General features: G+C 57.0%; 15 protein-coding genes. 1 reads left to right on the plus strand and 14 read right to left on the minus strand.

Annotated features, from left to right (window positions below):
• Nucleotides 1-13 precede the first annotated feature (13 nt).
• Both HW273_RS07915 and alr read right to left on the minus strand, forming a co-directional pair.
• Nucleotides 14-763: a YebC/PmpR family DNA-binding transcriptional regulator gene (locus HW273_RS07915; protein ID WP_179011262.1), complete on the minus strand. Its 750-nt coding sequence runs from the start codon at nt 761-763 to the stop codon at nt 14-16.
• Between the two features lie 385 nt (nt 764-1,148).
• The gene (gene alr / locus HW273_RS07920; RefSeq protein WP_179011263.1) at nt 1,149-2,345 is read right to left on the minus strand and encodes an alanine racemase; all 1,197 of its coding nucleotides are present in this window, start codon (nt 2,343-2,345) and stop codon (nt 1,149-1,151) included.
• A gap of 122 nt (nt 2,346-2,467) precedes the next feature.
• Here alr and HW273_RS07925 point away from each other — a divergent pair, with 122 nt between their 5' ends.
• On the plus strand, nt 2,468-3,367 hold the full coding sequence (locus HW273_RS07925) for a TIGR01212 family radical SAM protein (RefSeq protein ID WP_179011264.1): 900 nt from the start codon (nt 2,468-2,470) through the stop codon (nt 3,365-3,367).
• Here the strand turns inward: HW273_RS07925 and HW273_RS07930 are convergent, their stop codons facing one another.
• The 12 genes from HW273_RS07930 to HW273_RS07985 all read right to left on the minus strand — a co-directional run bounded on the left by HW273_RS07930 (nt 3,368) and on the right by HW273_RS07985 (nt 13,202).
• Nucleotides 3,368-3,598: a hypothetical protein gene (locus tag HW273_RS07930; protein ID WP_179011265.1), complete on the minus strand. Its 231-nt coding sequence runs from the start codon at nt 3,596-3,598 to the stop codon at nt 3,368-3,370.
• Nucleotides 3,599-3,976: 378 nt separating this feature from the next.
• Nucleotides 3,977-4,423, minus strand: a complete 447-nt coding sequence (locus HW273_RS07935) for a Fur family transcriptional regulator (protein ID WP_179011266.1) — start codon at nt 4,421-4,423, stop codon at nt 3,977-3,979.
• 104 nt (nt 4,424-4,527) lie between these two features.
• Entirely contained in the window at nt 4,528-5,028 is a 501-nt protein-coding gene (gene greA / locus HW273_RS07940; protein WP_179011268.1) for a transcription elongation factor GreA, read from the minus strand.
• Nucleotides 5,029-5,559: an adenine phosphoribosyltransferase gene (locus HW273_RS07945; RefSeq protein WP_179011270.1), complete on the minus strand. Its 531-nt coding sequence runs from the start codon at nt 5,557-5,559 to the stop codon at nt 5,029-5,031.
• A 24-nt stretch (nt 5,560-5,583) separates the two neighbouring features.
• Nucleotides 5,584-6,138 carry an NUDIX hydrolase gene (locus tag HW273_RS07950; RefSeq protein ID WP_179011272.1) on the minus strand — a complete coding sequence of 185 codons (555 nt, stop codon included), beginning with the start codon at nt 6,136-6,138 and terminating at the stop codon, nt 5,584-5,586.
• 223 nt (nt 6,139-6,361) lie between these two features.
• Complete coding sequence (locus HW273_RS07955; RefSeq protein WP_179011274.1) at nt 6,362-6,742, minus strand: heavy-metal-associated domain-containing protein; 381 nt, start codon at nt 6,740-6,742, stop codon at nt 6,362-6,364.
• 143 nt (nt 6,743-6,885) lie between these two features.
• The gene (locus tag HW273_RS07960; RefSeq protein ID WP_179011276.1) at nt 6,886-8,208 is read right to left on the minus strand and encodes a hemolysin family protein; all 1,323 of its coding nucleotides are present in this window, start codon (nt 8,206-8,208) and stop codon (nt 6,886-6,888) included.
• Nucleotides 8,209-8,267: 59 nt separating this feature from the next.
• The gene (locus HW273_RS07965; RefSeq protein WP_179011278.1) at nt 8,268-9,137 is read right to left on the minus strand and encodes a sugar phosphate isomerase/epimerase family protein; all 870 of its coding nucleotides are present in this window, start codon (nt 9,135-9,137) and stop codon (nt 8,268-8,270) included.
• Nucleotides 9,138-9,167: 30 nt separating this feature from the next.
• The gene (locus HW273_RS07970; RefSeq protein ID WP_179011280.1) at nt 9,168-10,082 is read right to left on the minus strand and encodes a helix-turn-helix domain-containing protein; all 915 of its coding nucleotides are present in this window, start codon (nt 10,080-10,082) and stop codon (nt 9,168-9,170) included.
• A 57-nt stretch (nt 10,083-10,139) separates the two neighbouring features.
• Nucleotides 10,140-11,297, minus strand: a complete 1,158-nt coding sequence (locus tag HW273_RS07975; RefSeq protein ID WP_179011282.1) for a glycoside hydrolase family 88/105 protein — start codon at nt 11,295-11,297, stop codon at nt 10,140-10,142.
• 138 nt (nt 11,298-11,435) lie between these two features.
• Nucleotides 11,436-12,293, minus strand: a complete 858-nt coding sequence (locus HW273_RS07980; protein WP_179011284.1) for a carbohydrate ABC transporter permease — start codon at nt 12,291-12,293, stop codon at nt 11,436-11,438.
• Nucleotides 12,294-12,296: 3 nt separating this feature from the next.
• Nucleotides 12,297-13,202 (minus strand): carbohydrate ABC transporter permease, encoded by a 906-nt coding sequence (locus HW273_RS07985; RefSeq protein WP_179011286.1) that lies wholly within the window; start codon nt 13,200-13,202, stop codon nt 12,297-12,299.
• Between the last annotated feature and the right edge of the window lie 105 nt (nt 13,203-13,307).

Below are 13,307 nucleotides of genomic sequence, written 5' to 3' on the forward strand. Positions count from 1 at the left end.
GTAAATTCCCGGGTCAGTCGTCATTTTCCTCTTCCCAGTTCGTATACACGCTCTGCACGTCGTCACTCGCATCCAGCAGCTCCAGCGTTTTCCGAAGGTTCTTCACCGCTTCTTCCTCCGTCACGGAAACATAGTTCTGCGGGATCATCGCGAGATCCGCCTCCAGCATCGGGATTCCCTGCTTCTCCAGATTCTCCCGCACCTCGGAGAAGTCCGCCGGAGCGGTGAGGATCTCATAGCAGTCCCCATCGTCCCGGATATCCTCAGCACCCGCTTCGATCGCGAGCTCCATCAGCGCATCGAAGTCCTTATCCATGTCTTCCATCGCTTCCTTGTCGAGGATGATCTGTCCCTTCTCATCGAACATGAAGGAAACCGAGCCCTGTGTGCCAAGCGCACCATGCCCCTTGGTGAAGGCGGAGCGCACATCCGCCGCAGAGCGGTTCTTATTGTCCGTCAGCACCTTGACAATAATGGCGACACCGCTCACGCCGTAGCCCTCATACTGCATCTCCTCGAAGTTCACCGCATCCAGCGCGCCTGCCGCCTTCTTGATGCCGTTGTTGATCGTATCATTCGGCATATTGTTCGCCTTCGCCTTGGCGATCACATCACGAAGCTTGGAATTGCTGTTCGGATCGCTTCCGCCCTGCTTCACGGCGAGCGCGAGCTCGTGTCCGATGATCGTGAAGATCTTCCCCTTCGCCGCGTCGTTCTTTTCCTTCTTGGCTCGAATATTGGAAAATTTTGAATGTCCAGACATATTTCTCTCCTGTTAGATTTACTGTATAAGTCCCCCGTCAAGCGGACAAACGCGCGGCAAGCCTGCTCACACGAGCGTTCGGACATTTGACAGGACAAGAGGTATGGGCACGAAGCGATGTGTAAGCATCGCAAAAATGCGAATACCTGTCAGCGATGCGAGAGCTTCGAAGAAGCGAAGCAGCGCGCAGGACTTATGTGATTGGCGGTGCCGAAGTTTTCGGCATGGGAGTTTACTGCATTGACCTCCCTGTTACTAGATAAGTCACTGTCAGGCGACAGAATAAAAGCCGCATTTACAAGCGGATATTCCGGCATCCGGCAAGACAGCAAACACTTCTATTTTACCCCTAAAAGAGGAATGTGGCAAGCGCTTCCCTTAACCGCTAGCTCATATCCGGATAGAGCTCCCTGAAGATATCCTTGTTTCCGATCCATGCTCCGTCCCGGACATAGACCCGCGGCACGCGTTTCCCGATATTGCAGAGCACCTCGTAGGGGAAGAGTCCGAAGTCCGCCCACTCATAGAGGTCGATCCGCTCCGTCCCGTCCGTACCGAGCAGCGTCACGATATCCCCGACCTCTGCAAAGAGCCCGCTGACATCCACCATGAACTGATCCATGCAGACCCGTCCGAGGATGCGGCAGCGCCTGCCGCGGATCAGCACATCGGCACGATTGGACAGCGCCCGCGGGAAGCCGTCCCCATAACCGACCGGAATGGTCGCAATCTCCGTCTCCTTTTCCGTGACGAAGCTGCTCCCGTAGGAAATCGGCGTCCCCGCCGGGACGGTCTTCACATGGGTGAGCTTCGCTTTCCATGACAGCGCCGGTGTCAGCACAAGCCGCTTCTGATCCACCTCGGCGGAGGGGAGCAGTCCATAGAGGCAGATCCCATCCCGAACCATAGTAAGACCCGTGCCGATCTGCTCTACGATCCCCGCCGAGTTCGCGGCATGACGGATCGGAATCGAGACCCCCGCTGCTTCCATCCTGTCCGTAAAGTCCGTGAAACGCTGGAGCTGCAGCTCTGCGAAGCTCTTGTCGCGCTCATCCGCGCTCGCGAAGTGGGTGAAAACGCCGGAAAGCTTCATGTTCGGGAATCTCACGATCTCCAGTGCGAGCGAGAGCGCGTCCGGCTCCTCGGTCTGAATGCCGATCCGCCCCATCCCGGTGTCCAGCGGGATCATATAGGAGGCAGCGCATCCCATGCTCCCCGCGAGCGCCGAGATTTCCCGCGCCTGCTCCAGCGTGAATACGGACGGCATGATATTCTGCTCCAGCATCAGCCGATAGGAGCGGGCGGGCGCGACCCCGAGATCAAGGATCGGCTTCCGGATGCCGTTTCGCCGAAGCGCATAGCCCTCCGCAATCGTTGCCACACCGAACATATCCACAAGATCCTCGAGTTCCCGCGCGATCGGCGGTGCACCGTGCCCATAGCCGTCGCATTTCAGGATCGCGCAGAACTGCATCCCCGCCGGAAGAGATGCCTTCGCACTCTCCACATTCCCTCGAATCGCCGACAGGTCGATCACCGCATAGGTTCTTTCATAAATCTGATCTATATTTTTTTCGGACATCGATGCCTTCCTCTTTTCTGTTCTGGACTTTTCTCGATAATGAGATAAACTCTCATATGTGGACGACGCATACTGTATAAGCCTACCACGCACCGCAAATGCTGTCAAAGGAAGAAAACGCAATGAAATATCTCTCCCTCTCCGAATATCTGAAGACGCGCTTCGGAACGAAGCTGTATAAGCTCTCCCTGCAGACCGGCTGCTCCTGTCCGAACCGGGACGGGACGCTGTCCTACGGCGGCTGTACCTTCTGCTCCGAGGGCGGCTCCGGCGACTTCGCCTCTCCGCTCCTCCCGATCGGAGAACAGATACAGCTCGCCCGGGAGAGGGTCGATGCGAAGCTCCCTGCCGGCATCCCGCAGGAGGAGCGGCGCTATATCGCCTATTTCCAATCCTTCACCAATACCTACGGCAATGCCGGACGCCTGCTGTTCCTCTTTCAGGAAACACTGGCACGCCCGGAGATCGCCATCCTCAGCATCGGCACCCGCCCGGATTGCATCTCGGAAGAAATGCTCGCAGGGCTGCGCATTCTCAATCAAAAAAAGCCCGTCTGGATCGAGCTCGGACTGCAAACGATCCATGAGACGAGCGCCGCACGCATACATAGAGGCTATTCTCTTCCCTGCTTCACAGACTGCTACCGCCGCCTGAAGGAAGCGGGTCTCAGCGTCATTGTCCATCTGATTCTGGGGCTTCCGGGAGAGAGTGAGGCGGATATGCTGGAGAGCGTCGCCTACCTCGCGGGACTCTCGCCGACCTTGGACGGCATCAAGCTGCAGCTCCTGCACATCCTGAAGGGAACCGCTCTCGCAGAGGAATATGCGAAGAAGCCCTTTCCGCTCCCCACTCTGGAGGAATATGCCTCCCTTATCGTGAAATGTCTCCGACTGCTGCCGAGGGAGACCGTCGTGCACCGTATCACCGGAGACGGTCCGAAGCGGCTGCTCCTCGCACCGCTCTGGAGCGCGGACAAGAAACGAGTGCTGAATACGCTCTCCGCGCGGATTCGGGAAGCGTAATCACCTCCGCTGCATTCCCCGCAGCGTCTCGAAAGCTGCGAGATCCGAGGGCTGCACCCGCATATTCGAGCTGACCGCCTGCTCCCCCGGCTTCGTCACCGTCATTTCAATGACGGTTCCCTCCGGGATTCCGCTCTGTATCATCGTTTGCAGAAACTGCGCCACCTTCGGATGCGTTTCCCGGAACTTCCGGAGCTCTCCGGCTATTTTCATCATCTCTATCGGGTTCATCTCTTCTGCCCTCTCTTCCAGACAAAATTTAAGAGGATTCTCTTCTTGCGCAATGAAGAGAACCCTCTTACAAAAATCGCTTCGCTTCCGCTGCGGTTATGAATCCTTCGACACCTCCGTCAGCTTCGCTCCGCTTCCATGAGTCCGGTTCCGACTCGGATCGATGAAGCGCTCGCCATCTCTCCTCCTCTTTCCCTTCCTCTCACGCCTGCAAGCCCTTCAGATCCATGAAGCCTTCGCCATGTTTCCTATCTGCTGCATCCTTCGGGTCTAAAACTTTCTTCAATGAAGCGCTCGCCATCTCCGATTGCCTTATTCCCTGTCCGTTCTTCTTACGCTCATTCTACATTTTAAAATTTGTTTTGTCAAGCTTTTATTTTAGGAAGTTTTTTCTTTTTCTTTCTCCGCACGACAATCCTCGCAAATCCCGTAAAAAACCGTTCGCAGCGGGTTCCAGAGAAAATGGTGATGCGCCCTAAGATGCAACTCGATCATCTGCATCTCCTCGCAATGCAGATGGATCAGCCGTCCGCAGCGCTCGCATTTGCAGTGTACACAGAGCTGCTCCTCTCTCTCCTGCTTCTCTCCGTTCTCTCCGGTATATTCGAAACAGGCGGAGGTATTCGGATCGATCACATACTTGCTCACAACGCCGTCATCCACCAGCCGTTCCAGCTGCCGGTACACCGTCGTCGTCCCCATCGGCTTGCCGATCTCCAGAAAATGCGCGTGCAGATCTGCCACGGTGAAATGCTGTCCCCTGATCGTCTTCAGGTAAGACAGCAGCTCCTCTCTGTGCTGCGTCCTGTACTTGATCTCTCCCATGACTCCCTCCCGAATTCAGAAAGCGTTTTCATATGCTATGGGGGCGATGCCGAAGCTCCCGGTATACGGATCTGCCCGACAGGCTGCATACCGCCATTTCGATTTCAGAAGCTCCGGATATGATCCTGCTCGGACTCTCCTGTCTTCTCAAGCCGGAGAATCTCGACGAAGTAGCTCCCAAGCTCCGTTCTCACCTCGACGCGGTCTCCGACCTTATGTCCCAAAACAGCGCGCCCCAGCGGAGACTCGTTCGAAATCAGGTTCTTTAGAGAATGTCCGCGGATGGATGTCACGATGCGGTAGCTCTCCTCCTCTCCGTCCTCCTCGAAGCGGACGGTAACCGTATTGTTGAGCCCCACCTCATCCGCCTTTGAGCGGTCGTCGATGATCCGGGCGAAGCGGAGCATCCGCTCCAGATAATGGATACGTGACTCGTTCTGATTCTTCTCCCGCTTCGCCGCATAATACTCGAAGTTCTCGGAAAGATCGCCGTGCGAGCGCGCCTCCTGCAGCGCCTCAATCAGCCTCGGACGAAGCCGGAGCTTTCTCTCCTCGATCTCCGCCTGTATGCACTTCACGTCAGATCTGGTCAGCTGTTCTCCCACTTATTTGCCCTCGTAGCGGATCAGGGACTTCAGTCTGTACTTCGACAGCTTTTCCCGTCCATGCAGCCCCGCCAGCTCCATCACGACGGAGATCTGCGCCACCTCGCCGCCCAGGCGCTCAACGAGCTTGCAGGCAGCCTCCAGCGTGCCGCCGGTCGCAATCAGATCGTCCACGATTACAACCCTGTCTCCCGGCTTGATCGCGTCCTTATGGATCTCCATCTCCGCCTGTCCGTACTCGAGGTCATATTCCACGGAGACGGTCTCTCTCGGGAGCTTTCCCTTCTTCCGCACCGGCACGAAGCCCTTGTGCAGCGCATAGGCGATCGCAGTTCCGAAGATGAAGCCCCGGGACTCCAGTCCGATCACGACATCGCAGTCGCAGCCCTCAAGGGAATGGAGCAGACCATCCACGGAATCCCGCAGACCGTCCGGATCCTGAATCAGGGAGGTAATATCCCGGAACATGATCCCCGGCTCCGGAAAATCCGGGATCGTAAGCACATAGTCCTCTAACTTTTCTCTCTTCATTTTTTCTCCATTCTTTTCCGCGCTTCAGCGCCGGTATTTCGCCGCGTAGGTCTGGATCGCCGCGACGGTCTTGCCATCCGTCATTTTCCCCTCATAGATAAGCTGCTGCAGATCCGAAAGCCCCCACGCCTCCACGCCAAGCTCCTCGTCCTCGTCCCACCTGACCTGTCCCTTTTTAAGATCCCTCGCAAGGTAGATCGCGATCTTCTCGTCCAGAAACGCGACGGTCGTGTTCACATAGAGCAGGAATTCAAGCGTATCCGTACGAAAGCCCGTCTCCTCCTCCAGCTCCCGCTTCGCGCACGCAAGGAAGTCCTCGTCCTCCGCGTCCCTCTTCCCTGCGGGGATCTCCAGCGTATAGCGTCCGAGCGCATGCCGATACTGACGAACCAGCAGCAGCCTGCCGTCCTCCAGTACAGGAAGCACCGCCGCCGCGCCGATATGATGAATGAAGTCCCAGTGTGTCTTATGTCCCGCGACATCGACATAATCGTCATAGACCGTGATCACTCTGCCCTCATAGCGCTTCGTTCTCTCGATCAGCTTCACCGGCTTCTCTGCATTTTCCGCATTCAGCATCCTAACTCCTCTCCGCCCCCGTGGCAGACCTTTGACAAAGGCTATCTCCTGCGATAAGCCGCGGGGCTCCCCCGATCAGAGATCGGGGGCATGCAAGGCAACAATCGCCTGCGATTGTTTTGATCCGCTCTAAGCCGCGGGGCTCCCCCGATCAGAGATCGGGGGCATGCCCGCCAAAAGAGCGGGCCTTTCAGCCCGCTCTCGGAAGTATAGCATATATTTTTTATCCCTGCAATGTAAAGCCTGTCACGGAATAGCCCGCCCTGCGAACCGCCTCCCGAAGCTCCGCCTCCGTCCGGCGCTGCTTCATCCGGACGGTTACGGTGCCTGCGGAGAGATCCGCGCTCGCCCAGTCTCCGGACAGTGCGTTCAACGCATTTTCCACGCGCGCCTTGCAGTTCCCGCAGTGCATCCCCTCGACCTTAAGCTCCGCCGTATAGGCATAATGCTCCGGATCTGTATCCGAAACTGCCTTGGTCTTCACGGTTTCGCAGCTCCCGCCGCCACCGCAGCAGCCGCTCTCCGCGCGACACTTGATGCTGCGGATACCGATGATCACGGCGAGGAGAATCGCTCCTCCGATAATGATATCTCCGATTCCCATACTTATCATTCTCCTTCATACCTACGAATAGGTTAGTTTTATCTAACCAAATCTTATACTAGCACGATGGCGGGACTCTGTCAATTCCCGAATGCCTTATCGCAATGTGAAGAAGCAGAGGCAGCCGCACCTCTTAGGATCACCTATCCCTCCGGATCCGCGGTCTCTGCCGCAGGGAGCTTCCGCACGATGGTCTTCCCGATCCGATGGTTTTTGATATAGGCGACATCGATGGACAGCCCATCCGTTTCCATATGGAAGGAGCTGCCGTCATCCGGCACCTTCCCGATGATGCCCATGATATAGCCGCCGAAGGTGTCCGCATTCTCTGTCGGAAGCGAGACGCCGAGCCGTTCGTTGACATCCTCCAGATCTGCGATGCCGAGGACGATCCACTCGTTCTCCCCAATCGCCTCGATCTGCTCCGGCTCCGGGACTTCGTCCTCCTCCTGCAAATCCCCGACCAGCGCTTCGATCAGGTCGTGCAGCGTCACGATGCCGGTCATCCCGCCGTACTCGTCAATCACCACCGCATAATATTTCCGCTCCCGCTTCATGGTCTGAAAGAGGTCGGAGACCTTCATGTTCTGGGACACGAAGAAGGGCTTGTCCACCGCGTTCCGCATCACATTCTGCCGCGACTGGTCGTTCAGCCGGAAGTAGTCCTTGGTATCCAGAATGCCGATGATATCGTCGTCATCCTCCCCGCAGATCGGATAGTTGGCGAAGCGGTTGTCATGGATCGTCCTCCGCCATTGGCGATCCGAGTCCTCGATGTAGAGCATCGCCACGTCCGTGCGATGCGTACACACATCCTCGACCGTCAGATCATTGAACTCAAAAACATTCTGAATCAGCTCATTTTCGGCACTCTCGATCGTTCCCTTCTCAGTCCCCTCGTCGATCATCATGAGAATGTCCTCCTCCGAAACCTTATCCTCGACATCCTCCGGATGGATCCCGAAGAGACGGAGCAGCGCGTTGGTCGAAGCCGTCAGCGCCCATACCGCGGGTGCGAAGAGGAAGGAGACGACGCGCAGCATCCCTGCCATGGAGAGCGCGATGCCCTCCGTATGCACCTGCGCAAGCCGCTTCGGCACCAGCTCCCCCAGCACGATACTAAGATAGGACAGAAGCAGGGTAATCAGTACAATGACGGCCGGCATCATCAGCTCTCTGCCCGCACTGATGCCGAGACGCTGAAGAAGCACGGTCAGCGGCTCCGCGAAGCTGTCCGCCGCAAAGGCGCTGGACAGAAAGCCTGCCAGCGTGATCGCTACCTGTATCGTGGACAGGAACTTCGCCGGCTCCGCCGTCAGATGAAGCAGCAGTCCCGCCCTGCGGTTGCCCTCCTCGGAGAGCTTCCGGAGCTTCGCCTCCCCTACCTGCAGCACCGCGATCTCCGCGCAGGAAAAATAACCGTTTATGAAAATCAACACCAGCAGCAGTATGACTCGACCAAGCATAAAATTTCGATTCTGCCCTCCCAGCAGCCTTCTATGGAAATCCGATTCCCTCTTCCCTCTCAGCGCACATTTTCCGCAGCGTTCTCATACTCACGATCCAGATAAGCACAGTCCTCGCGGAAGCGCTCCGGGCTGGAATTCTCGAGCAGCCCCACGATATAGGGCTTGTTCCGCCGGAGCTGCCGCATCAGCTCCCCGTAATGGAAGACACCCTCGCCCGGGTGACGGAAGAGCTGCCCGCGCTCCGCCGTAAAATCCCCATCCTTCAGGTGCAGCACGGCGATCCGATCCCCGTAGAGCTCGAAGCAGCGGCGGATGATCGCATCCTGCTCCGCCGGCTTCCCCTTCGTCTCCGGCGTGATAATGTTGACGCTGTCCAGGATGATGTCAAAGTTCGGGGAAGCGATATCCCGGAGGAAACGGTCGATCCGCTCCGGACTGCATAAGGTGTGGTTATACACACCCTCAATACCGACCCGCACGCCGAGCTTCTCCGCCGCGTCCCGAATCTCCCGGAAGCTCCCGAGCACCCGCTGATAGCATTCCTCCGTATAGGTCTCCTCCGTGACGCGCATATCCGGAGAGTACCTGCCGGTCTCTGTCCCGACGAGATCCGCCCCCAGAAGCTTCGCGTACTTGAGATGCTCTATGAAGCGCTGTACCTCCCGCTGCCGCGCGCTCTCGTCCGGATGCGCCGGATTGATATAACAGCCCAGCACCGAGACATGAAGCCCCCGCTCCCGGAGCGCCTCCGCCACATAGCACGCCTGTCCGTCGGAATAGTGACCTGCCGTGCTGTCGATATCCGAGAAGCTCTTTCCCATCGCAAGCTGGATATAATGCACGCCCAGCCGCTCGACCTGATCCAGCACCTCTGTCACTGTGCCCCTGCCGCAGATATCGTGCACCCGCATTCCGTATTGTATCATCGTCCCTCTCCCTTTCCGGAGCAGCCTCCGCTACTCTCCCTGATGCTTCCTGTACTTCGCCGGCGACTGTCCCGTCGTCTGCTTGAAGACCTTTTCGAAATAGGTGATATTCCCGAAGCCTGTCTGCTCGGCGATCTCCGTCACGCTCGCGTCTGTGCCGCGAAGCAGCTCCTGCGCCTTCCGCACCTTGATGAAGCGATTGTATTCTACCACAGAAAAGCCGGTGACGCTCCGGAAGATCCGCGTCAGATAGGACTTGCTCATATAGAAGCGCTCGGCGAGCTCGTCCAACGGGAGATTCTCATGGCTGTTGTTCTGCAGGTACATCGCGATATCATGCACCTTCTGGTGTATGCCGGACTCCACTACATTTCTGCTCGGACGGTAGCTCTCCGCCTGCTCGAGCCGCCGCGCTCTGGCGAAAATTCCCAGAAGCTCCAGCGCCTGCAGGATCAGAAAGGAATGCAGCTCCGGATTCGCATCGCTCTGACCGAAGCTCTTCGTACAGGCGTTCTTGAACTTCTCAATGATCCGCAGAATCAGATCCCAGTCCTCTGCGCAGAAGTTCGCGATGCCTCCGTAGATGCTCCCGAAGGTATCGAAGCCCGGATAGCCGAGCTGCCGCAGCAGCCCGTCGAAGATGCTGCGATCCAGCTGCAGAATGAAGTTCCGATGGTCGGGCGGACAGCCCAGCGCGACCGAGGTCTTGTGGATCAGGTCATGGTTCACCAGCATGGCGCTGCCCGCCCGGAGATGATAGGTCTCCTGATCCACGAACATGAAACGGTCTCCCTCGATCAGAAAAAACAGCTCTATCGTGGCGTGAACGTGCCGCTGCCGCATGATGAACTCCTGATGCCGCAGCGCCTCCGATACTCTGAGCCCCGGTATCTTCTTCTCGAACACGAGCTCCAGTCTTGAATTGTGAAGATTCCTTTTGTCCATGGCATCATTGTAAACGAAAGAGGAAGCAACCGCAAGCGATTGCTTCCTCTGCGCTTCTCATTGCAGCATCTCCATATAGGCGAGCAGGAAGGGACCGACTCCCTTGGCATCATTCTCCACGATCGGCTCCGAGAGATAATAGGCGATGGAGCCGTCCCGCCGCGCCGCACCCCCGAGCCCTCCCACGAGACAGATTCCCGTGAGACAGGGCTTCCCGTCAATGAATCGGAGACGGCGGTCGCAGATCCCGTTGAAAATCGACTCCCCGAAGATACGATCCTCCGTCGGGAGGAAGCCGAGCCGCACTGCCCGCAGCACTGCGGCGGAGAGCAGCGCGCTGCCCGAGGTCTCCAGATAGTTCCCGCGCAGTCCCGCCTTATCCACCAGCTGGTAGAAAAGCCCGCTCTCCCTATCCTGATAATGCCTAAGACTCGCGACAAGATCGGTGAGCAGCCGCCGGAGCTCCCGCTTCTCCGTATCGAAGCCCTCCGTCCGATTAAGCTCCTCCAGCACATCTACGATGCCGAGCAGAAACCAGCCGATCGCGCGGAGCCAGAAGTTCGGACTGCAGCCGCTCTCAGGATCCGCCCAGAAGCTCTCCCGCTCCTCATCGAAGCCGTGATAGTAGAGTCCGCTGCTCCGATCCCGCATGTTCTTCTCCACACGGAGGATCTGCGCGCAGACATCCGGGATCCCCTCTCCCTCCCGGAAGCGCCGCTCATACTCGATATAGAAGGGCATCGCCATATAGATGCCGTCCAGCCAGACCTGATTCGGATAGATCGCCTTGTGCCAGAAGCTCCCCTGCCTCGTCCTCGGCTGCTGTGAAAGCTGCGCCCGCACCGTTTCGATTGCCCTCCGATACTTCTCCCTGCCGGTGAGGTCATAGAGCCGAAAGAGGTTCTTCGCCGGATTCACATTATCCAGACTCTGCTCCGTGATCTCATAGCTCCGGATGCTGCCGTCCTCCCGCACGAAGCCTCCCACGAAGTCCTCCGCGAAGTCGAGGAAGCGCTGCTCCCCACGGATCCGGTACAGCTCCAGTACCCCGCGGATCATGCAGCCGTCTATGTAGTTCCACTTGTTCTCTTTCCAGCCCTTGATCGCCTCGATGTTCCATGCCGGATGCGCCGCATCCGAATTTTCCAGAAGATAATCGATATATTGGTTCAGGAGCTTCTCGGTTTCCCGTCTGCTCTCCTCTAAGTGCTTCACATTTTCCCCCTTTATCAGCAGGAGGGAGCCCCGAAAGACCCCCTTCTCTTCTTATCTGCCCCCGGACGAAGTTCGGGGGATCCCAGCGGCTTTAAGCGATTCAAAGCAATCACCTGCGATTGCTTCCTCGTTACCCCATTACCCCTTCACAGAGCCTGCGGTCACGCCGTCGATGAACTGATCCTGCGCCAGGAAGAAGATCACCAGCGACGGGATGATCGAAATGAGGGACAGCGCCAGAATCCGGTTCCATGCGAAGCCCGTATCCGCATCCATGGACATCTTCACGAAGATCGCCGCCGGGTAGCGCCGCGGTGTGGAAACATAGAGCAGCGGGCCCATGAAGTCGTTGTTCGACCACATGAACTGGAACAGTGCACAGGAGACCATCGCGGGCTTCAGCACCGGAACGATCACATGCCAGAGCGTCCCCAGCGAGGAGCAGCCGTCGATCTTCGCCGCCTCATCCAGCTCCTTCGGGATGTTCCGGAGGAACTGGATCAGCATAAACACAAAATAGGTGTCCTGCGCGAAGAGCGTCGCCACAATCAGCGGCAGATAGAGCGGGCTGTCGACCCAGCCCCACTTATTGTACATGATAAACTGCGGCACATTCAGCACCACGTTCGGCAGGAAAAGCGTCGACATCAGGAGAACGAAGAAGAAATCATGTCCCTTGAAGCGGAATCTGGCGAAGCCGTAGGCAGTAATCGTGCAGGAAAAGATCGTGAAGAGCACCTTCGGAAGGACGATCTTGTAGGTATTCAGCATGGAAGTCCAGATGTTAATGTCTCCGCCATAGCCCTGCATCGCCTTCTGGAAGCCCTCCATGGTCGGATGCTTCGGCAGGAAGCCGATACCGGAGAAGATCTCGGAATTGGTCTTGAATGCCGCACCGATCATCCAGAGCAGCGGATAAATCATGATGATGCCGACCACGATCAGCACGAAGTATTTCAGAAATGTGCTGAGCTGTCTTTTTCTCTCTAATGTCATGGCTTATGCCTCCTCATCCGAATAGTAAACCCAATGCTTCTGGCTGTACTGCAGGATCAGTGTAAAGAGCATCAGTACGACAAACAGCACCCATGCCTGTGCGCTCGCAAGCCCCATGTCATACTTCTTGAACGCGTTGTTGTAGATCAGCAGAGATACCAGCGTGGTCGCGCCTCTCGGACCGCCCTGCGTGATGATGTACGGCCCGTTGAACTCCTGAAACGCCTGCACGAGCTGTGTCACGAGGTTATAGAAGATGACCGGCGTGATCAGCGGCACGGTGATCGTGAAGAACTGCCGCCACTTGCCCGCGCCGTCCAGCGATGCCGCCTCGTAAAGATCCGGAGACACGCCCTTCAGCGCCGCGAGGAAGATCACCATGGAGGAGCCGAACTGCCATACGCGGAGAAGGCAGATAATGAAGAGGGCGGCATTCTTGTCCGCCAGCCAGTTCGGACCATTCACGCCGAATATCGCCAGCAGCATATTGATGATGCCGTCGTCCTTGAAGATCGCCTTCCAGAGCACGGCGATCGCCACGGAGCCGCCGAGGATGGAGGGAATGTAGTAAACGGTACGGAAGATCTTTACGCCCTTGATCTTGAAGTTAAGAATGTATGCCACAAACAGAGCGAAGACGAGCTTCAGCGGCACCGTCATAAACGCGTAACGGAAGGTGATGCTGAATGCGGACAGGATCTTCTTGTTATGGAAAATCTCCGCATAGTTCTGCAGCCCGACCTTCGAGATCCCATTGAAGAGCTGAAAATCGGTGAAGCTGTAAACCAGAGAGGATAGGAACGGATACCCCTTGAACGTGAGGAAGCCGATCAGCCACGGAAGGATAAAGAGGAAGCCCTTGTTTTCCTTCCAGAATGTTCCCTGCTTTCTTTTCTTTGTTTCTGACATACTTTATACTTTCTCCTTACTACAAAAGAGAGACATGCTCTCAAAGCTCTTCACAGAAGGGGCATGACACTTCTGCCGTCATGCCCCTTTAGCCGTCTGTGTATG

This window comes from Oribacterium sp. oral taxon 102, from assembly GCF_013394775.1.
Lineage (GTDB): Bacteria > Bacillota > Clostridia > Lachnospirales > Lachnospiraceae > Oribacterium.